This window comes from Kitasatospora sp. Ki12 (assembly GCF_054601375.1).
This window is the reverse complement of sequence record NZ_BAAIHT010000002.1, coordinates 1,726,247-1,746,090: the sequence shown is the minus strand read 5'-3', so window position 1 is coordinate 1,746,090 and position 19,844 is coordinate 1,726,247. Positions and strand designations below refer to the sequence as shown.

Annotated in this window: 18 protein-coding genes; 9 read left to right on the top strand and 9 right to left on the bottom strand. The window is 73.2% G+C overall.

What is annotated here, in order from left to right:
• Nucleotide 1 precedes the first annotated feature (1 nt).
• Together ACYP53_RS25110 and ACYP53_RS25105 are read left to right on the top strand one after the other, a co-directional pair.
• The gene (locus ACYP53_RS25110; protein ID WP_189926065.1) at nt 2–781 is read left to right on the top strand and encodes a cyclase family protein; all 780 of its coding nucleotides are present in this window, start codon (nt 2–4) and stop codon (nt 779–781) included.
• 3 nt (nt 782–784) lie between these two features.
• Complete coding sequence (locus tag ACYP53_RS25105; RefSeq protein WP_459649058.1) at nt 785–1,762, top strand: aldo/keto reductase; 978 nt, start codon at nt 785–787, stop codon at nt 1,760–1,762.
• A 64-nt stretch (nt 1,763–1,826) separates the two neighbouring features.
• On the opposite strand, the gene ACYP53_RS25100 is transcribed toward ACYP53_RS25105, so the two are convergent.
• From ACYP53_RS25100 to ACYP53_RS25085, 4 genes are all read right to left on the bottom strand, one after another.
• The gene (locus ACYP53_RS25100) at nt 1,827–2,858 is read right to left on the bottom strand and encodes a methyltransferase (protein ID WP_189926070.1); all 1,032 of its coding nucleotides are present in this window, start codon (nt 2,856–2,858) and stop codon (nt 1,827–1,829) included.
• A gap of 119 nt (nt 2,859–2,977) precedes the next feature.
• Complete coding sequence (locus ACYP53_RS25095) at nt 2,978–3,274, bottom strand: antibiotic biosynthesis monooxygenase family protein (RefSeq protein WP_189926071.1); 297 nt, start codon at nt 3,272–3,274, stop codon at nt 2,978–2,980.
• 51 nt (nt 3,275–3,325) lie between these two features.
• On the bottom strand, nt 3,326–4,972 hold the full coding sequence (locus ACYP53_RS25090) for an NAD(P)/FAD-dependent oxidoreductase (RefSeq protein ID WP_459649057.1): 1,647 nt from the start codon (nt 4,970–4,972) through the stop codon (nt 3,326–3,328).
• 67 nt (nt 4,973–5,039) lie between these two features.
• Complete coding sequence (locus ACYP53_RS25085; RefSeq protein WP_459649056.1) at nt 5,040–6,677, bottom strand: FAD-dependent oxidoreductase; 1,638 nt, start codon at nt 6,675–6,677, stop codon at nt 5,040–5,042.
• Nucleotides 6,678–6,900: 223 nt separating this feature from the next.
• Here ACYP53_RS25085 and ACYP53_RS25080 point away from each other — a divergent pair, with 223 nt between their 5' ends.
• From ACYP53_RS25080 to ACYP53_RS25065, 4 genes are all read left to right on the top strand, one after another.
• Nucleotides 6,901–8,184: a beta-ketoacyl-[acyl-carrier-protein] synthase family protein gene (locus tag ACYP53_RS25080; protein WP_189926075.1), complete on the top strand. Its 1,284-nt coding sequence runs from the start codon at nt 6,901–6,903 to the stop codon at nt 8,182–8,184.
• Between the two features lie 73 nt (nt 8,185–8,257).
• On the top strand, nt 8,258–9,466 hold the full coding sequence (locus ACYP53_RS25075; protein ID WP_189926077.1) for a ketosynthase chain-length factor: 1,209 nt from the start codon (nt 8,258–8,260) through the stop codon (nt 9,464–9,466).
• A gap of 65 nt (nt 9,467–9,531) precedes the next feature.
• Nucleotides 9,532–9,789: an acyl carrier protein gene (locus ACYP53_RS25070; RefSeq protein WP_229929263.1), complete on the top strand. Its 258-nt coding sequence runs from the start codon at nt 9,532–9,534 to the stop codon at nt 9,787–9,789.
• A 135-nt stretch (nt 9,790–9,924) separates the two neighbouring features.
• Nucleotides 9,925–11,229, top strand: a complete 1,305-nt coding sequence (locus ACYP53_RS25065) for a cation:proton antiporter (RefSeq protein ID WP_189926079.1) — start codon at nt 9,925–9,927, stop codon at nt 11,227–11,229.
• A gap of 124 nt (nt 11,230–11,353) precedes the next feature.
• Here the strand turns inward: ACYP53_RS25065 and ACYP53_RS25060 are convergent, their stop codons facing one another.
• From ACYP53_RS25060 to ACYP53_RS25050, 3 genes are read right to left on the bottom strand one after another with little or no spacing between them, the layout of a single operon-like run.
• Nucleotides 11,354–11,758: a PPOX class F420-dependent oxidoreductase gene (locus ACYP53_RS25060; RefSeq protein ID WP_189926080.1), complete on the bottom strand. Its 405-nt coding sequence runs from the start codon at nt 11,756–11,758 to the stop codon at nt 11,354–11,356.
• A gap of 34 nt (nt 11,759–11,792) precedes the next feature.
• The gene (locus ACYP53_RS25055; protein ID WP_189926082.1) at nt 11,793–13,184 is read right to left on the bottom strand and encodes an NDP-hexose 2,3-dehydratase family protein; all 1,392 of its coding nucleotides are present in this window, start codon (nt 13,182–13,184) and stop codon (nt 11,793–11,795) included.
• Nucleotides 13,181–14,245: a glucose-1-phosphate thymidylyltransferase gene (locus tag ACYP53_RS25050; RefSeq protein WP_189926084.1), complete on the bottom strand. Its 1,065-nt coding sequence runs from the start codon at nt 14,243–14,245 to the stop codon at nt 13,181–13,183. Before ACYP53_RS25050 ends, ACYP53_RS25055 begins: the two co-directional genes overlap by 4 nt.
• A 284-nt stretch (nt 14,246–14,529) precedes the next feature.
• On the opposite strand from ACYP53_RS25050, the gene ACYP53_RS25045 reads away from it, so the two are divergent.
• The 3 genes from ACYP53_RS25045 (at nt 14,530) to ACYP53_RS25035 (ending at nt 18,253) form a co-directional block, all read left to right on the top strand.
• The gene (locus ACYP53_RS25045; protein ID WP_459649055.1) at nt 14,530–15,522 is read left to right on the top strand and encodes a Gfo/Idh/MocA family protein; all 993 of its coding nucleotides are present in this window, start codon (nt 14,530–14,532) and stop codon (nt 15,520–15,522) included.
• Nucleotides 15,523–15,633: 111 nt separating this feature from the next.
• Nucleotides 15,634–16,989, top strand: a complete 1,356-nt coding sequence (gene rfbH / locus ACYP53_RS25040; protein ID WP_459649054.1) for a lipopolysaccharide biosynthesis protein RfbH — start codon at nt 15,634–15,636, stop codon at nt 16,987–16,989.
• A 67-nt stretch (nt 16,990–17,056) separates the two neighbouring features.
• A complete protein-coding gene (locus tag ACYP53_RS25035; protein ID WP_459649053.1) occupies nt 17,057–18,253 on the top strand; it encodes a nucleotide disphospho-sugar-binding domain-containing protein in 1,197 nt (398 codons plus the stop codon).
• Between the two features lie 97 nt (nt 18,254–18,350).
• On the opposite strand, the gene ACYP53_RS25030 is transcribed toward ACYP53_RS25035, so the two are convergent.
• Nucleotides 18,351–19,240, bottom strand: a protein-coding gene (locus tag ACYP53_RS25030) for an IS5 family transposase (RefSeq protein ID WP_459648961.1) whose coding sequence is annotated in 2 segments (ribosomal slippage) — nt 18,351–18,886 and nt 18,886–19,240 — 891 coding nt in all. Because the reading frame shifts where the segments join, the coding sequence is not laid out codon by codon here.
• 197 nt (nt 19,241–19,437) lie between these two features.
• A complete protein-coding gene (locus ACYP53_RS25025; protein WP_189926090.1) occupies nt 19,438–19,833 on the bottom strand; it encodes a cobalamin B12-binding domain-containing protein in 396 nt (131 codons plus the stop codon).
• Between the last annotated feature and the right edge of the window lie 11 nt (nt 19,834–19,844).

Sequence of the window (19,844 nt, the reverse complement as noted above, 5' to 3'; positions counted from 1 at the left end):
GATGCAGCTGATCGACCTGTCCTCACCGGTGGACGCGACCTTCTGGGAGCCCGACCCGGTCACCCACGTCACCATGTCGCCGCGCGAGGGCGCCCTGCACATGGCCGAATCGATGCGGGAGCACTTCGGCGTCGACTTCGACGTCGACGTGCTGCCCGACGGCGAGTTCCTCAACAACGACACCTTCACCCTCACCGTGCACACCGGCACCCACATCGACGCCCCGGCGCACTACGGCAGCCGCGCCTCCTACCGGGACGGCGGCCCGCGCACGATCGACCAGCTCCCGCTCGACTGGTTCCACCGGCCCGCCTTCGTCCTCGACCTCACCAAGGCCGGGACGGGCGCCGTCGGCGCCGACCAGCTGGCCGAGGAGCTCGACCGGATCGGCTACGCCCCGGCCCCGATGGACATCGCCCTGCTCAACACCGGCGCGGACCGCCACCTCGGCACCCCCGCCTACTTCTCCGACTTCGCCGGCCTCGACGGCTCCGCGGTGCACTTCCTGCTGGACCTCGGGGTGCGGGTCATCGGCACCGACGCCTTCAGCCTGGACGCCCCGTTCCCGTACATCCTGCGGACCTACCAGGAGACCGGCGACCGCTCGGTGCTCTGGCCGGCCCACTTCGCCGGCCGCGACCGCGAGTACTGCCAGATCGAACGGCTCGCCAACCTCGACACCCTGCCCCGCCCGTACGGCTTCACCGTCTCCTGCTTCCCGGTCAAGCTGGCCCGGGCCGGGGCCGGCTGGTCCCGCGCCGTCGCGCTGCTGGAGGACTGAACCGTGCGGACCACCACCCTGGGCCGGACCGGGCCGGCCGTCTCCGCGATCGGCCTCGGCGGGCTGCCGCAGGCCGGCGCCTACGGACCGGCGGACGACCCCGCCGGGATCGTCGGGCACGCCCTCGACCTCGGCGTGACCCACTTCGACACCGCCGACTACTACGGCCGCGGCGTCGGCGAGCAGGTCCTCGGCCGGGCCCTCGCCCACCGCAGTGACGGCGTGGTGCTCGCCACCAAGACCGGCATCCTCCACCGCGACGGCGGCCCGCCCGGCCTCGACGGCAGCCCCGAGCACCTGCGCCGGGCCTGCGAGGACTCGCTGCGCCGGCTGGGCACGGACCGGATCGACCTCTACTACCTGGCCCGGATCGACCCGCGGGTGCCGGTCGAGGAGTCGATGGGCGCGATGGCGGAGCTGGTCGCGGCGGGCAAGGTCGGCCGGGTCGGCCTGTGCGAGGCCGCGCCGTCGACGCTGCGCCGGGCGCACGCCGTCCACCCGGTCAGCGCGCTGCAGACCGAGTACTCGCTCTGGGAGCGGCACGTCGAGGCGGAGATCCTGCCCGCCTGCCGGGAGACGGGCGCCACGCTGGTCGCCTACCGGCCGCTGGGCTCGGGCCTGCTGGCCGGCCGGCGGACCGACCCGCGGACGCTGCCGCCCGGTGACTTCCGCCACCGCGACCCCCGGTTCGCCCCCGGCAACCTGGACGCCAACCTGGCGCTGGCCGAGGGGCTGGCCGAGCTCGCCCGGAAGGCGGGCGCCGAGCCGGCCCAGCTCGCCCTCGCCTGGCTGCTCGCGCGGGACGGCGTCCTGCCGATCCCCGGCACCCTGGACCGGGCCCACCTGGCGGCCGACCTCGCCGCCGCCGAGCTGCGGCTGGACGAGGACCTCCGGCAGGCCCTGGACGAGCTGCTGCCCCCGGACGGCCCGGCCGGCGACCGCTACCCGCCGGGACTGCTGGCCACGGTCGACCGGGGCTGACGGTACGTCAGAAGCGAGGGCGTGACCCGTGGTTCCCGGGTCACGCCCTCGCTTCGTGGGTCGGTCAGGACGCGGGGACGGTGCTCTCGAAGCAGTGCAGGTACGGGCCGATCTGCCGCACCCCGCCGAGCTCCAGCCCGGCCTCCTCGATCAGCGCGGACAGCCCGGCCCTGGTGTGCTTCTTGCCGCCGACGTTGAGCAGCAGCAGCAGGTCCATCGCGGTGGTGAACCGCATCTCCGGGCTGCCGTCCACCAGGTTCTCGATCACCACGACCTTGGCGCCGGCCGGCGCCGCGGCCCGGACGTTGCGCAGCGTGGTCACGGTGCTCTCGTCGTCCCACTCCAGGATGTTCTTCAGGAGGTAGAAGTCGGCCTTCACCGGGATGCTGTCGCGGCAGTCGCCCGGCAGCAGGGTGGCCCGCTCGGCGAGGGCGCCGCCGGGGCGCAGCCGCCCGTCCGCGCCGGCGATCACGTCGGGCAGGTCGACCAGGGTGCCCCGCAGCCCGGGGTGGCGCTCCAGCAGGGTGGCCAGGACCAGGCCCTGGCCGCCCGCGATGTCGGCGAAGGTGGTGGCGCCGCCCAGGTCCAGGACGTCGGCGACGGTCTTGGCGGAGAGGCGGCTGGACTCGGTCATGGCCCGGTCGAAGATCTCGGCGGAGTCGGGCGCGTCCTCGTGCAGGTAGGTGAAGAACTCCTTGCCGAAGACGTCCTGGAAGACGCCCTTGCCGGTGCGCACCGACTCGTCGAGCAGGCCCCACACCGCCCAGGTCCACGGCTCGGTGGCCCACATGACCATGTTGCGCAGGCTGCGCGGGGCGTCCTCGCGCAGCAGCCGGGACGCGTCGGTGTGCGCGAAGCCGTCCGCCTCCTCGGTCAGGACGCCGTGGGCGACCAGCGCCCGCAGCAGCCGCAGCAGGGTCCCGGGCTCGGCGCCGACGGTGGCCGCGAGTTCCTCGGCGGTGGTCGGTGTGTCGCCGATCCCGTCCGCGACGCGCAGCCGGGCCGCCGCGCGGACGGTCGCCGCGTACGCGCCGCTCATGGCCAGTTCGCGAAGTCGCATCACGGCGGTGAAGCCGGAGGCCTCGGTGTCGTTCATATGTGCTGCCTCTCCTCAACTCGGGGCGGAGTCCTGGGTGTTCGGACGTACGGGCGGGGACGTACGGGCGCGGCGGCCGGGAACGCGCGGGCTCCCGGCCGCCGCGGTGGGGGCGGTGGCTACTGGCCGGCCGGGAACGCCGGGATCTCCAGGCAGGGCTCGAACTCGGCGGTGGCGAGCTTCATCAGCAGGCCCACCCGGTCCCGGAAGCCGGCGCCCTGGAGGGCCGCCGCGTGCGCCTCGCGGCTCTCCCAGGTGCCGGTCTCGATCAGGACGTTCTCGTCCTTCAGCGACTTGTACAGGGTGTGCGAGACGAAGCCGGGCTGGCTCTTCATGTAGCCGGTGATCTCACCCAGCAGCTTCTCGAACTCGGCCCGGTCGCCGGTCACGGTCAGCTTGTTGACGATGGTCAGCATGGTTCCTCCTGAAGGGGGTTGGGACGGACGGGCGAGCGGCCTGGGAGGGGCTCAGTCGAGTTCCCGGTGGCCGATCGCGAGGTACTCCCGCAGCTCCTTGCTGGGGTGGGTGCGGGCCCATTCGCCGACCTCGCGCATCTTGGCCGGGGTCGGGTCGATGAAACGGGTCCCGGGGTCGGTGAAGCCGAGGGCGGGGAGCATCCAGTCGGACTCCTGGATCCGCCGCTGCATGCGCTGCGCGGCCTCCTCGCTGCTGATCCCGCCGGCCTCCACCAGCTCGCAGACCTCGACCAGTTCGCTGAACAGCTCGTGGTAGAAGTCGGTCGGGCACCAGAGGCCGGGGTAGCGGTCGTCGTCCAGGGCGCGGCAGTGCGCGTCGTCGCCGGTGGCGACGGTACGGGCGATCGCGGTGGCGAGCCGGCGGCCGCCGAGGATGCTGGCGCTGCCCCAGAGGCGGAACACGCAGTCCCACAGCCGGTGGTCGGCGAAGGCGATGAACGAGGAGTTGACCAGCTTGTCGTTGTAGTCGAGCAGCCCCTGCTCCAGGCGCTCGACGTACTCGAAGCGCTCGGGGGCGAAGTCGTCCTCGCGCAGCGCGTCCATCAGCCGCCAGGACAGGGTGTTGATGATCTCGCAGGTGTTGGCCAGGCCGCGGGAGAACAGCGGGTCGAGGAAGCCGGCCGCGTGCGACATCAGGCACCAGCGGTCGCCCACGGTGCGGCTGGAGGAGTACTGCATCCGGCCGGTGCGCACCCACTCGCGCACCGGGCGGGCGCCGGCGAGGTGGCGCTCGACCGCCGGGAAGCGCCGGACGTGCAGCCAGAACTCCTCCTCGGGCGTGAGGTCGGAGCGCTCCGGGTACATCCGCGGGTCGATCTGGATGCCGACGCTGCACAGCTGGTTGGTGGCGTTCTCGTGGTTGTCGAAGGGGATGACCCACATCCAGCCGCGGTCGAAGATGTGGTGCATCGTCCCGTCGTTCCAGCGCACCGGGGGGCGCTCGCCGACGGGCACGTCGATGTGGTCGTCGTACGGCTGCACCCCGATGAAGTGGGTGAAGATCGACCGCGCCTGGTGCTTGAGCCGGGTCGGGACCTCGCGCAGGTCCTCCTGGTGGGCCAGCGGGGAGCGGAAGCCGCTCGCGTCGACCAGGTAGCGGCCCTCGTAGACGGTGCCGTCGGCACCGGCCACCGAGACGCCGTCCTTGCGCAGGTCCAGGCGCTCGACCCGGAAGTTCTGCCGGGCGTCGCAGCCGTAGCCGACGGCGGTGTGGAACATGTAGGCGTCGGTGTCCTGGCGGAAGTAGTGCGCGGCGTAGCCGATGACCTCGGGGATCCGCAGCTGGTTGCTCTGGGACGGGTCCGGCTCCCGGCCGTCCTGGTGGATCTGGAAGCCGAAGTTGGTCTTCTGGCCGTGCGAGCTGCCGACGTGCTTGATGGTGTCCGGGAAGCTGGCGAGGTAGCCGATCTCCGGGACGTCGTAGCGCTGGGCGATCAGCCGCAGCAGGGCCAGGGTCTGGCCGATCGTCGACTCGCCGATGGCGAAGCGGGGGTGCTGGGCGCCGTCCAGCAGCAGGGTGCGGAATCCGTGCCGCGCGAGGATCGAGCCCAGCATCGTGCCGGAGAGCCCGGTGCCGACGATGATCACGTCGTACGGTTCGGCGGTTCCGGTGGTTCCGGCGGGGTCGGCGGGTTTCACGGGCGACTCCAGTCTCGTGGTCGGGTTCCTGACATCGGGTGCGGGGCGGTCGGGGGCCGTCGGGGGATCAGGGGAAGCGGGTGAGGCCGGCCCGGCCGGCGGCCTCGGCGAGCGACTCCTCGTCGAGCCGGTCGCCGCGGGCGGCCACGTACGCGTCCGGCCGGACGAGGATCCAGCCGCCAGGGCGGCCCCCCAGGGCGGCGGTCAGCCGGGGGTCGTGCGGCAGCGGGGCGGGGTGGCCCTCGCCGTCCTGCGCCGACCAGGGCACGGTGCGCACGGACAGCCAGTCCTTGTGCCGGTCGGCCAGGGCGGCCGCGGGCCCGGCGGTGTGCGCCGTGCCGGGGCCGGCGAAGACCAGCAGCGTCCAGCCGAGGTCCCGCAGTTCGGCGAGCAGCGCCGGCCAGCCGGGCGACGCGGCCCCCGCCTCGTCCACCTGGGTGATCCGCTCGCCGGGCGCCGGCCCCGGGCCGGCGGCGGCGGACGGTACGGTCAGCGGGCTCTCCCCGTACCGCAGGTTGAGGCCGGAGATGCCGCCCAGGAAGCCCCGCTGCACCCGGGCCCGCAGGGGGTGGACGGTGCGCAGCACGCCGAAGAGCAGCGGGAGCAGCCGGTCGGCGACCGGGTTCTTCAGCTGGATCATCCGGGTCGCCCGCTTGGTGGTCGCCAGCAGCGCGGCGCCGACCGGCACCCGCTCGGCGGTGTAGCTGTCCAGCAGGCCGTCCGAGGCCTGGCCCTGGACCACCATGGCGAGCTTCCAGGCCAGGTTGTACGCCTCCTGGATGCCGGTGTTCATGCCCTGGCCGGAGGCCGGGCTGTGCACGTGGGCGGCGTCGCCGACCAGCAGGCAGCGCCCGACCCGCATCCGCTGGACCATGCGCTGCTGGAAGGTGAAGACCGAGGTCCACCGGGGCGGTGCGACCCGGAACCCGGTGCCGGTGCCGGCCGAGAACATCCGGGTCAGCCGGTCGGCGACGGTCTGCGGGTCGGTGCTGCGGTCGCGCGGCGAGGTGTCCAGCATCCGCCAGCGGCCGGGCTCGGTGAGCGGCACCGCCATCAGGGTCACCCCGCCGGTGCGCACCCAGTAGATGCTGTCGGCCGGCAGCGCGGTCTCCACCTGGGCGTCGGCGAGCATCCAGGTCTCGGCGCTCTCGCCCTCCAGCGGGACGCCGAGCGTCTTGCGGACCAGGCTGTGGCCGCCGTCGCAGCCGAGCAGCCAGGGGGTGCCGATGTGCTCCTGTGCCCCGCCCGGCAGCTCCAGCCGGGCCCGGACGAAGCCGTCCTCCTGGGCCAGTTCGGTCAGCCGGGTGCCCCACTCCACCTCGACGCCGAGCCGGGCCAGGGCCCCGCGCAGGACCCGCTCGGTGTCGGCCTGGTCGACGGCGAGGGTGAACGGGTAGCGGGTGGGGGTGGCCGAGTAGTCGGCGTCCAGCCGGGTCATCCGGCGGCCCCGCTGGTACAGCGTGAAGGCGGTGATCCGGCGGCCGGCGGCCAGCATCTCGTCCACGATGCCCATGTGGTCGTAGACCTCCAGGGTGCGCGGGTGCGTGGCGATGGCGCGGCTGGTCGTGGGGGGTTCCTCGCGGGCGTCCACGATCCGCACGCGCAGCCCGCGGCGGGTCAGTTCATGGGCCACCGCCAGGCCGACCGGGCCCGCGCCCACCACGAGCAGCGGGGCGTGCGGCCGGCTGGTCGGATCCGTCGTCATACGGCTCACCTCTCGGCAACGTTCGCGGTCCGGCCGATGCTGGCGACGGCCGTTCGAGGGACGGACGAGACCGGATGGGCGAGGGGTGGACTCCCGTGAGCAGCCGGGAGAGTCACCTCCCTCCACCAGCGCTCGATCGCGGGTTGAGCTCCACGGCCCATCGTCCGGAGACACAGATCCGACGGGGACTCGGGGCGGTTCGCACCGGACGCGGGTCACTGCCATGAGGAGGTTGCCGGTGGACCGGCTCGTCGCGATTACCGGAATAGGCGTGGTGGCGCCGGGAGATCCAGGGACGAAGGCGTTCTGGGACCTTGTCGTCTCGGGGCGCACCGCCACCCGGACGATCTCCGGGTTCGACCCGTCGCCCTACCGTTCCAGGGTCGCCGCCCAGTGCGTCTTCGACCCGCTGCAGGCGGGCCTCGGCCTCCAGGAGGTGCGCCGGCTGGACCGCGCCGCGCAGCTGGCGGTCGTCGCCACCCGCGAGGCGATGGCCGACAGCGGACTCGAACTCGCCCAGGAACGGCCCGAGCGGATGGCGGTCTGCCTCGGCAGCGCCGTCGGCTGCACCATGAGTCTGGAGGCCGAGTACGCGGTCGTCAGCGACAGCGGCCGCCGCTGGGAGGTGGACCACACCTACGCGATGCCGCACCTGCCGGACTACTTCGTGCCCAGCTCGCTGGCGGCCGAGGTGGCCTGGACGGCCGGCGCGGAGGGGCCGGTCAACATGGTGTCGGCGGGCTGCACCTCGGGCCTGGACGCCGTCGGCTACGCCTGCGACCTGATCCGGGAGGGCAGCGCGGACATCGTCGTCACCGGCGGGACGGACGCCCCGATCTCGCCGATCACGGTCGCCTGCTTCGACGCGATCAAGGCGACCTCGACCCACAACGACGACCCCGAGCACGCGATGCGGCCGTTCGACCGCACCCGCAACGGCTTCGTGCTCGCCGAGGGCGCGGCCGTCCTGGTCCTGGAGGAGGCCGAGCGGGCCCGCCGGCGCGGCGCCCGGATCTACGCGCTGATCTCCGGCTTCGCCGCCCGCAGCAACGCGTACCACATGACCGGGCTGCGGGCCGACGGCCGGGAGATGGCCGCGGCGATCGACGCGGCCCTGGCCGAGGCCAGGCTCGCCCCGGAGGCGATCGACTACGTCAACGCGCACGGCACCGGCACCCGGCAGAACGACCGGCACGAGACCAACGCCTTCAAGCGCGCCCTCGGCGACCACGCCTACCGGACCCCGGTCAGCTCGATCAAGTCGATGATCGGGCACTCGCTGGGCGCGATCGGCTCGATCGAGATCGCCGCCTGCGCGCTGGCGATCGAGCACGGGACCATCCCGCCGACCGCCAACCTGACCGAACCGGACCCGGAGCTGGACCTCGACTACGTCCCGCTGACCGCCCGCGAGCGCGACCTCGACGCCGTGCTCACCGTGGGCAGCGGCTTCGGCGGCTTCCAGAGCGCCATGGTGCTCACCCGCCCCGGGGCGGTGCGCGCATGAGTGAGCGAAGCGAGCGAATCATCAAGAGGTGCGTGTGGGCGAATGCCCCTGCCGAGCGTAGCGAGGTGGGCGCATGAGTGCGGTGATCACCGGGCTGGGCATCGCCGCCCCCAACGGCCTGGGCACCGAGGAGGTCTGGCGCAGCACCCTGGCCGGCACCAGCGGGATCGGCCCGATCACCCGGTTCGACGCCTCCGGGTACCCCGTCCGGCTGGCCGGTGAGATCCCGGGCTTCGAGGTGTCGGAGCACGTGCCGAGCCGGCTGGTCCCGCAGACCGACCGGATGACCCAGCTGGCGCTGGCCGCCTCGGGCTGGGCCCTGGAGGACGCCGGGGTCGACCCGCAGCGGTTCGACGACCTGGAGATGGGCGTGGTCACGGCCAACTCCTCGGGCGGATTCGAGTTCGGCCAGCGGGAGTTGGAGAAGCTCTGGGCGCAGGGCCCGGAGTACGTCAGCGCCTACCAGTCCTTCGCCTGGTTCTACGCGGTCAACACCGGCCAGCTGTCGATCCGGCACGGCATGTCCGGGCCGACCGGGGTCACCGTCGCCGAGCAGGCCGGCGGGCTGGACGCGCTCGGCCAGGCCCGGCGCCAACTGTCCAAGGGCGTACGGCTGGTGCTCACCGGCGGGATGGACGCCTCGCTCTGCCCGTGGGGCCTGGTGGCCCAGCTCCCGTCCGGCCTGCTCAGCGAACAGCCGGACCCGGAGCGGGCGTTCCTGCCCTTCGACACCGGGGCGAGCGGCCAGGTGCTGGGCGAGGGCGGCGCGATCCTGGTGATGGAGCCCGCGGCGTCCGCCCGCGAGCGCGGCGCCCCGCAGCTGTACGGCGAGATCGCCGGCTACTGCGCGACCTTCGACCCGCGGCCGGGCTCGGGGCGGCCGTCCCGGCTGGCCGCGGCGATGCGCGGTGCGCTGGACTCGGCCGGCCTGACCCCCGAGGAGGTCGACGTGGTGTTCGCCGACGCCTCCGGGGTGCCCGAGCTGGACCGGGCCGAGGCCGAGGCGATCACCGGCCTGTTCGGCCCGCGCGGGGTGCCGGTGACCGCGCCGAAGACCATGTTCGGCCGGCTCAGCTCCGGTGGCGCGCCGGTCGACGTCGCGCTGGCCCTGCTGGCGCTGCGGGACGGGGTGATCCCGCCGTCCGTCAACGTCACCGCGCCGGCCGAGGAGTACCGGCTGGACCTGGTGACCGAGGCCCGCCCGGCCCGGCTGCGCACCGCCCTGGTGGTCGCGCGGGGCTACGGGGGATTCAACACCGCCCTTGCCGTACGCCAGATCTGACGTCCGGTCAACACTCTTCAGCCACAGCCCTGACCACTGGAAATGCGACGAGAGGATTCATTATCGTGAGCGCGTTCACCATCGAGGACCTCAAGCGGATCATGCGCGACTGCGCGGGAGAGGAGGAGTCCGTCGACCTGGACGGCGACATCCTGGACCTCCGCTTCGAGGAGCTGGGGTACGACTCCCTGGCCCTCATCGAGACCACCAGCCGGATCTCGCGCGAGTTCGCCGTGCAGCTCCCCGAGGACGAGCTGGGCGAGATCGGCACCGTGCGCGACCTGCTCGCCCTGATCAACCAGAGGCTCTCGGTCAGTTCCTGAGCCCCTCCCGCACCACCCCTGCACGACCCGCTCCCTGATCCGTCACCCGGGGCCGGTGGCTCGGCGATCCGCCGGGCCACCGGCCTCCGGTGATCCGCCGTGCCCTCAACCACCCCGCCCCGCAAGGGAGTCACCATGCCGTTGGCCGCTGGACCGGTCGCGCCGCTCGCCGCCCATGACCTGATGGTCTTCCTCCTCCAAGTGGGCCTGCTGCTCGGGCTCGCCGTCGCGCTGGGACGCCTCTTCACCCGGATCGGGCTCTCCGCCGTCGTCGGCGAACTGTTCGTCGGCGTGCTGCTCGGACCCTCCCTGCTCGGGCACCTGTCACCCGGGTTCTCCGCCTGGCTGCTCCCGCACGACCCCGCGAGATTCCACCTCCTCGACGCCTTCGGGCAGATCGGCGTCATCCTGATGGTCGGGGTGACCGGCCTGCAGATGGACCTCGGCCTGGTCCGGCGCCGAGGGGCGACCGCCGTCCGGGTCAGCGTCCCCGGGATCCTGGTGCCGCTCGGCCTGGGCATCGGACTGGCCTACCTGCTGCCCGGCTCGCTCCTCGGCACCGTCTCCGACCGGCCCACCTTCGCGCTGTTCGTGGGGGTCGCGATGGGCGTCAGCGCCATCCCGGTGATCGCCAAGACCCTGATGGAACTCGGCCTGGTGCACCGCAACATCGGCCAGCTGATCCTCTGCGCCGTCACCGTCGACGACATCGCCGGCTGGCTGCTGCTCTCGGTCGTCTCGGCGATGGCCACCGTCGGCGTGTCCGGCGGCCAGATCCTGCACTCGGTGGCCAACCTGGCGGTCGTCGTGGCGGCGGCCCTGGTGCTGCGCCGCGCGAGCAAGGCGGCCGGGCCCCGGATCGAGGCCCACCCGGCCCTCCTGGTCACCGCCCTGCTGCTCGCCGCGGCCGGCACCCAGGCGCTGGGCCTGGAGGCGGTCTTCGGCGCCTTCCTGTGCGGACTGGCGCTCAGCGGCACCCGGCTCGGCGACCCGCAGAAGCTCGCCCCGGTGCGGACCGTCGTGGTCTCCGTGCTGGCCCCGGTGTTCTTCGCGACCGCCGGGCTGCGGATGGACCTGACCGCGCTCGGCCGGCCCTCGGTGCTGCTCGCCGGGGTGGCGGTGCTGGCGGTCGCGATCGCCGGCAAGTTCGGCGGCGCCTACCTGGGCTCGCGGCTCAGCCGGATGAGCCACTGGGAGGGCCTGGCGCTCGGCGCCGGCATGAACGCCCGGGGCGTGATCGAGGTGGTGGTCGCCATGGTCGGGCTCAAGCTCGGGGTGCTCAGCCAGGAGATGTACACCGTGGTCATCCTGGTCGCCATCGTCACCTCGCTGATGGCGCCGCCGCTGCTGCGCCGGATGATGGCGCGGATCGAGGAGACCGCCGAGGAGCGGCTGCGCGAGCAGACGCTGACCCCGGGGGCGGTCGCCGCCCACCTCTGAGGCGCCCGGCTCCGAAGCCGGAGTGCGAGGGGGCCGGAGCACGAGGAACCCGACGCACGACTGGACCGCCGGGCCCGGTGCCCCGCCGCGAGGGCGGGGACCGGGCCCGGCGGTCCGTCGTCGCTCAGCCGACGTCGCGGCCGTTGCTGCCGGCCTGCCACGGCGCGTCGACGCCCCAGGCGATGACCCGCGCCGGGGTGATCCGGATCAGCTCGTCGGCGAGGTTCGGGTTGTGGGCCCGCCCGCCGGTGGGGAGCGCGACGGCCTCACCGCGGATCTCGATCCCGCGCGCCACCCACGGGTCCGTACCGGCGATGTCGTCGACGACGAAGGACACCGCGGGGTGCTTCGCCACGTCCCGGTACTTGCGGCTGCGGGCGAGGTCGCGGCCGGTGACGTCGATGGTGCCGTCGTCGTTCAGCCGGAACCCGACCGGGACGTTGTGCGGGCGGCCGTCGGGGCCGACGGTGGCGAGCCGGCCGATGCGCTGGGACCGCAGGTAGGCGGTCTCCTTCTCGGTGAACGGCACGGGTGTTCCTCCTCGTCAGTGGTGGGAGCGCGGTTCAGAGCGTCGCGAGCAGGGCCGCGATGAGCGTGCGGGCCTGCACGTTGAGGTAGCCGTCGTAGCGCAGCAGGGTGCTCGCCTGGTGGACGCTGATCCAGGCGAAGTCCGGCGGGACGTCCAGCGGGAAGTCCTCCGGGACCTCGACGATCCGGTACCGCGAACGGGCCTCGAAGAAACGCCCGCCCTCCTCGGAGAGCACGGTGTTGTAGCGCACCAGGCTCCCGGTGGTGGTCAACGCCTCGGTGAGGAAGCGTGGTTGGCGCTCCGGTGGCAGGCCGGCGTAGTTGTCCGGGCAGCACTGCACGGTCGGCGCGATCTCGGCGACGTTCGCCAGCCCGGCCTCCACCCGCGCGTGCGCCAGCAGGTGCAGCACCCCGCCGATCGGCCGGACCAGGAAGGCGGTGACGCCCAGCCCGATCGGCTCGAACAGCGGCTGGGTCCAGCTGGCGACCTCGCGGTTGGCGGCGCTCACCGCCGCGGCGATCACCTGGAAGTAGCGCCCGTCCCGGTGCCCGATCCGGTCCTCGGTCAGCTGCCAGCCCTCGACCTCGCGCAGCGGCCGGTACCGCTGGGAGAGCTCGCTGGTCGCCCGCACCCGGGTGAGCCAGCTCAGCACGTCGGTGAGCGACTGGTAGGCGCCCTGGTCCTCGACCCGGGGGCCGAGCGGGATGGACGACAGCACGGTGCGGGCGTCCATGTTGACCACGTCGTCGAAGCCCAGCAGCCGGTGGATCTGGCCGAGGGTCAGCCACCGGAAGTCCGGGAGCTCGGGCGGCTCCTCGGTGATCTCCACGACGATGTTGCGGTTGCGCTTGCGCAGGAACCACGCCCCCTGCTCGGACTGCAGCGAGTCCACCAGGACCTGCCCGGCGGTGGGCGGGACGAAGTGCTCCAGGAAGGTGATGGGCCGGCCGCGGTGCACCCCGGTGTAGTTGCTGCGGGTGGCCTGGACGGTCGGCGAGAGCTGCACCGAGTTGATGTTCCCCGGCTCCATCTTGGCCTGCATCAGGAAGTGCAGGACGCCGTCGAACTCCTTGGCCACGAAGCCGAGGATGCCGATCTCGGGCTGGTTGATGATGGGCTGCATCCAGTCGTGCACGTCGGTGTGGATGCGCAGCCCCTCGACGGTGAAGAACCGTCCGCTGTCGTGCCCGAGGTCGCCGCTCGCGGCGTCGAAGCGCCAGCCGGCCAGGTCGGCGAAGGGGATCCGGGTGACCTCGTGGCGGAAGATCCGCCGGTTCTCCTCCAGCCAGGAGAGGATCGCCCGGTTGGGGGTCACCGGGCTGTCGGTGGTGGCCGCGGAGCGGGTGAAGCGGCGGATCAGCTCGGTGCGGTAGGTGACGTCGGAGCCGTGCCGGGAGCCGGTGGCGGCGAGCGGGGCGAGGGTCATCGGGCCACCCGCACCTTCGCCAGGTCGCCGACGATCAGCCGCTGGCTCGCCGCGGCCGGTTCGGCGTGCAGCTCGGCCCGCCGGCCGATCAGGGAGCCGTCCAGTCCCCGCACCCCGGTGATGGTGGTGCCCTCCAGGACGATCGAGTTCTCGATGCCGGTGGAGTCCAGCGTGCAGCCCGGGCCGACCGAGGTGTACGGGCCGAGCCGGCTGTCCCGGACCACGGTGCCCGCGGCCACCGTGACCGGCCCGGTCAGCTGGGAGCGGACCACCTCGACGCCTTCGGCCAGGACGACGTCGCCGGTGAGCACCGAATGCCGGTCGACGCTGCCGCGGACGTCCCGGCGCAGGGTGTCCAGGACGGCGCGGTTGCAGTCCAGCAGCCCTTCGACGGTGCCGCTGTCGCGCCAGAACCCGGTGTACTCCAGGGCCCGGACGTCACCGCCGGTGGCGATCAGCTCCCCGATGGCGTCGGTGATCTCCAGCTCGCCGCGGCGGCTGGGGCGGATCGCGCGGACGGCCCGGTGGACCGCCGCGGTGAAGAAGTAGACGCCGATCAGCGCCAGGTCGCTCGGCGGCCGCTCGGGCTTCTCCACCACGGCGTTCACCCGGCCGTCCGCGCCGAGCGAGGCGACCCCGTAGTCGGACGGGTTCGCCACCTTGGTCACCAGCACCTGGGCGTCCGGCCGGTCCGCCCGGAACGCCCCGGCGGCCTCGGCCACCCCCTCGGTCAGCACGTTGTCGCCGAGGTACATCAGGAAGTCCTCCTCGCCGAGGAAGTCCGCCGCGACCGTGACGCAGTGCGCCAGGCCGAGCGGCCGCTCCTGCTGGAGGTAGGTGAGCCGCAGGCCCATCGCCGAGCCGTCGCCGAACACGGCGGCGACCTGCTCGGCGTGCGGCCCGACGATGACGCCGACCTCCTCGATCCCGCAGTCGCGGATGTTCTCCAGGCAGTGTCCGAGCACGGGCTTGTTCCCCACCGGGACAAGCTGCTTCGGTATCGAGTACGTGAGCGGGCGCAGGCGGGTGCCTGTCCCTCCGGACAACAACAGAGCCCTCACGGTTGCCTTCTCCTCACCGCCGCGGCACGCAGTCCGGGCAGGCTCCGGAGCCTCTTGCCCCGGCTGGACACGGAAAGCATGGGTCCGCAGCTGTGCGCTCCCGGTGGAGCGCACACCAGCCCCAGGCGGGACGATGCTTGGGGCTCGCGTTCGAGGGCCGTTCAAGCCGGGTGGTTCGCGACGGCGGGCGTCCGGGCTGGACGGCGCCTCCAGCGGGCGCCCCCAGGCTGGCCCGAACACAGGCCAAGCCGGACGGCGCGGGCCCGGTCACAGCGGAGGCGACCATGGACCAGAACCGACTCGAGCCGCCCGCCCTGAGGATGGGCGTGCTCGGCTGCTCGGACATCGCGTGGCGCCGGGCCCTGCCCGCGCTGGCCGCCGACCCCTCGGTGGAACTGGTCGCGGTGGCCAGCCGGGAGGAGGGCAAGGCCCGCCGGTTCGCCGAGCGCTTCGGCTGCGAGGCGGTCACCGGCTACCGCGCCCTGGTGGACCGGGCCGACGTCGACGGCCTCTACGTCCCGGTGCCGGCCGCCCTGCACGAGCCGTGGGTGGAGGCGGCGCTGCGGGCCGGCAAGCACGTGCTCTGCGAGAAGCCGCTGACCGTCGACGCGTCGGCCACCCGCCGGCTCGCCGCGCTCGCCGCCGCCCGCGGGCTGGTGCTGCTGGAGAACTTCATGTTCCAGTTCCACGCCCAGCACCAGGCCGTCCGGGACCTGCTCGAACAGGGTGTGATCGGTGAACTGCGCGGCGTGCGGGCGGTGTTCACCATCCCGGCGCTGCACCCCGACGACATCCGCTACCGGCCCGAACTCGGCGGCGGCTGCGTGCTCGACGTCGGCGGCTACCCGGTCCGCACCGCCCAGCTCTTCCTCGGCCCCGACCTGCGGGTGGCCGGCGCGGTCGCCGTGCGCGACCCCGGTTCCGGCGTGGACGTGGCCGGCGCCGCCCTGCTGGTCTCCACCGAGGGCGTCAGCGCCCAGCTGACGTACGGGATGTCGCACGGCTACCGCTCGGCGTACGAGCTGGCCGGCAGCGAGGGGCGGATCGTCCTGGACCGGGCGTACACCCCGCCGGCCGACCACCGGCCGGTGCTGCGGGTGGAGACCAAGGGCGGGTCCGAGGAGATCACGCTGCCCGCCGACGACCAGTGGGCCGAGCTGGTGCGTGTCTTCACGGAGGCCGCGCGGGGCGCCCGGAACCTCGATCGCTACAGCGAACTGACCCTCCGCCAGGCCGAATTGGTGGAGGGGATCCAGCGGGCCGCCGGCCTCCGCTGAGCCCCGGCCCGGGGGGACTCCAACGGGCTTCGACCGACCGTCCGCACCATCGACCGCGAAACGGGCCCCGCGAGGCGGGCGAACCCGCGGCCGTGCCTACTGCCTGGAGGAATGACGGTGAACGATCGCCGCGATCTACTGATCGAACAGGTCCGGGAGTACCATCGCGAGATCAGCGTGGAGCAGGAGTTCGTGCCGGGGGTCACCCCGCTGCTGCCGGCCGGCGCCGTGCTGGCGGAGGAGGACCGGGTCGCGCTGGTCTCGGCCGCCCTCGACCTGCGGATGACCTCCGGGGACATCTCGGTGCGCTTCGAGCGCGCGCTCGCCCGCCGCCTCGGCCTGCGCAAGGCCCACATGGTCAACTCCGGTTCCTCGGCCAACCTGCTCGCCCTCTCGGCGCTCACCGCGCACGAACTCGGCGAGCGCCGGCTCCGCCCCGGCGACGAGGTGATCACGGTGGCGGCCGGCTTCCCGACCACGGTGAACCCGATCATCCAGAACGGCCTGGTGCCGGTCTTCGTCGACATCGAACTGGGCACCTACAACACCACCCCGGAGCGGGTCGCCGCGGCGATCGGGCCGCGCACCCGGGCCATCATGATCGCCCACCCGCTGGGGAACCCGTACCAGGCCGAGGAGTTGGCCGACCTCGCCCGCGAGCACGGGCTGCACTTCGTCGAGGACAACTGCGACGCGCTCGGCTCCACCTACCGCGGCCGGCTCACCGGCACCTTCGGCGACCTCAGCACGGTGAGCTTCTACCCGGCGCACCACATCACCACCGGCGAGGGCGGCTGCGTGCTCACCCGCAGCGTCAAGCTGGCCCGGCTGGTGGAGTCCTACCGGGACTGGGGCCGGGACTGCTGGTGCCTCCCCGGCAAGGACAACACCTGCCTGAAGCGCTTCGAGCACCAGATGGGGACGCTGCCGCCCGGCTACGACCACAAGTACATCTTCTCCCACATCGGGTACAACCTGAAGTCGACGGACCTCCAAGCGGCCCTGGGGGAGACCCAGTTGACCAAGCTGGACGAGTTCGGCCGGCTGCGCCGCCGCAACTGGGCCCGGCTGCGCGAGGCGCTGGACGGGCTGCCCGGCCTGCTGCTGCCCCGCCCCACCGAGGGCAGCGACCCGAGCTGGTTCGGCTTCGTCATCACGGTGCTGCCGGACGCCCCCTACACCCGGGCCGAGCTGGTGGCCTTCCTGGAGGCGCGGGCGATCGGCACCCGGCGCTTCTTCGCCGGCAACCTCACCCGCCAGCCCGCCTACGCCCACGCGAACTACCGGGTCGCCGGGACGCTGGAGAACAGCGACACCGTCACCGAGCACACCTTCTGGATCGGCGTCCACCCCCGGCTCACCCCGGAGATGGTGGACTACCTCGCCGAATCGGTACGGGAGTTCGTGACCTCCCGGCGCAGCCCGGTGCTGGCCGTCCCGGACCTCCCCGGGCGGGCCGGAGCCTGACGAGCCGGGGAACGGAGCCCGGTGCCCGGGGCCGGAGAGCAATGACCGTACCGATCGAGGAGCTGCTGTGCGTGTGATCGTGAATGCCCTGGTGCTCACCCATCTGATGCCGATGGTGCCGGTCGCCTGGGGTCTGCGGCTGGCCGGCCACGACGTGCTGGTGGTCGGCGACGCGGAGGTGGCCAGGGCGGCGGGCCGGGCCGGACTGCCCAGCCGCCGGGTCGGCCCGGCGGACGGCGGCGCCGAGCGCTGGAGCCGGCCGCTGGTCGCCAAGTCCCCCTTCGCCGTGGCCGGTTCGGGCAGCAAGGGGCCGAGCGAGGAGCCGCCGTGGGCGCAGATGGGGCAGCGCTGGCTGGCCCGGCTGGACACCTACATCGACGAGTACCTGGAGCTCGCGCGGGCCTGGCGGCCCGACCTGATCATCACCGACCCGCTGGAGTGGGGCGGGCTGGTGGTCGGCGGCGCGCTCGGCGTCCCGGTGGTGGTGCACCGCTGGGGCCTGGACAACATGAGCTCCTCGCTGCTCGTGCCCGGCAAGCTGGCGCTGCACGAGCTGTGCGTCCGGCTGGGCTCGCCGGACGGCCTGCCCGATCCGGTGCTGGTGGTGGACCCCTGCCCGCCCAGCGTGCAGTCCCCGAACGTGACCCCGGCCGAGCCCGTGCGCTTCGTGCCGTACAACGGGACGGCGCCGCTGCCGGACTGGGTGCTCGGGCCGCGCCCGGAGCGCCGGGTGTTCGTCAGCCTCGGCGCCTGGGGGACCGGACGGCTGGCCGAGCAGGGCAAGCTGGACTCGATCGTGGACAGCATCGCGGCCGCCGTCCACGAGGTGGACGAGGTCGAGGCGGTGCTCTTCCTGGAGGAGCGCTTCCGCGAGACGCTCGGGCCGCTGCCCTCGACGGTCCGGGTCGCCGACCCGCTGCCGGTCAACCTCTGCCTCCCGTACGGCGACGCGATCATCCACCACGGCGGCTCCGGCACGGCGCTCACCGCGTTCTACTACGGCGTGCCGCAGCTGGTCCTCGCCCAGGACGGGCCGCTGCTGGTGCCCAACGCGGAGCGGGTCGAGGCCAGTGGCGGCGGGCGGGGCATCGTCGACGAGCGGGAGCGCGACGACCCGGCGGCGATCGGCAAGGCGCTCGGCGAGATCCTCACCGAGGAGCGGTTCCGGGAGGGGGCCGAGCGGATCCGCCGGGAGATGGCCGCGATGCCCTCGCCCGGGCTGCTCGGCGACCTGCTGGAGGGCATCGCCCTGGGGCGTGTCTGACCGCGGCCGGACCGGGTACGACAGCGCCGCCCGCCCGGGATCCGGGCGGGCGGCGCTCTCGTACCGGAGGAGGCCCTAAGGCGTGTCTGACAAATGATCATCTGGCCGGTTCGCGGAGCCAGAGGATCAGGGAGGCCAGGACGACTCCAGCGTGGTAGCGGTCGGCGAGCTTGTCGAACCTGGTGGCGATCGCGCGGAACTGCTTGAGGCGGGCGAAGCATCGTTCGACCACGTTCCGATCGCGGTAGATCTCCTTGTCGAAGGCGGGCGGCCGACCGCCGAGGCGCCCGCGGCGTCGGCGATTGGCCACCTGGTCGCGGCGTTCGGGGATCGTGGCAGCGATGCCCCGACGCCGCAGCAGATGCCGGATCGCCCTGCTGGAATAGGCCTTGTCGCCCAGCACCCGCAACGGTGTCGTGCGCGGGCGGCCTGTTGCGGCTCGCGGGACGTGGATCCCGTCCAGGACCTCGGCGAACGTGGTGGCGTCGTTGACGTTGCCCGGGGTGAGCACGATCGACAGCGGCAGGCCGCGGCCGTCGACGGCGAGGTGGACCTTCGTGGTCAGCCCGCCTCGGGACCGGCCGAGGGCCTGGCGCGTCTGTGAGCGGCCCGGATCTTCCAGTTCGTCCCCGTCCGCGTCCCCTTTTTGCGGGCGCCGGCGGCGTGCTGGTGGGCCCGGTTGACCGTGGAGTCGACGGCGACGGTCCACTCCACCCGGCCCACGGCGTCGTCGCGGACCTGGACGTGCTCCAGCAGCCTCGCCCAGGTGCCGTCCGCTTCCCAGCGGGCGAACCGCTCGTAGACGGTCTGCCACGGTCCGTACCGCTCGGGCAGGTCGCGCCACGGGGCCCCGGTCCGAAGCCGCCACAGCACACCGTTGACCACCTGCCGGTGATCACGCCACGGGCGGCCACGCCCATCCACCTGCGGCAACAGGGGCTCTATCCGCTCCCACGCCGCGTCCGTCAACTCACCTCGACCTGCCACGAGATCAATTATCAGACAGGCCTTAGGGCGCGTCTTCAAACCCCCGCCTGCGGGGCGACGCCGGGGCACGCGCCTCGCCGCGTTGTCGTCGGTCGCCGATGCTCCGCATGGACTCCCTCCTCCGCCTTGCGATGCACGCACCCCAACGCCGCCCCGCCCGCCCTGGCGGGCGGACGACGGGGGTTTGAAGACGGGCCCTAGCCGACCGGGCGGCCGGCGACCAGTGAGACCTGCTCGGCGATCCGCTCCAGCGGGGTGCCCGGGCCGAAGATGGCCCGGACCCCGGCCTTCTCCATGGCGGGCCGGTCCTCGTCCGGGATGATCCCGCCGAGGACGACCGGGATGGACTCGGCGCCCTGCGCGCGCAGGGCCTCGAACACGGCGGGCACGATGGCGTGGTGGTTCCCCGACAGGCTGGAGATCCCGAGCACGTCCGCGTCCTCCTGCACGGCGGCCCGCACGGCGCCGTCCGCCAGCTGGTTGCCCAGGTAGACGACCTCCATCCCGCGTTGGGTGAGGTAGCGGGAGACGACCAGCGCGCCCCGGTAGTGCGAGTCGAGGCCCGGTTTGAAGATGACGACCTTGATCGGCATGACTGACCCCT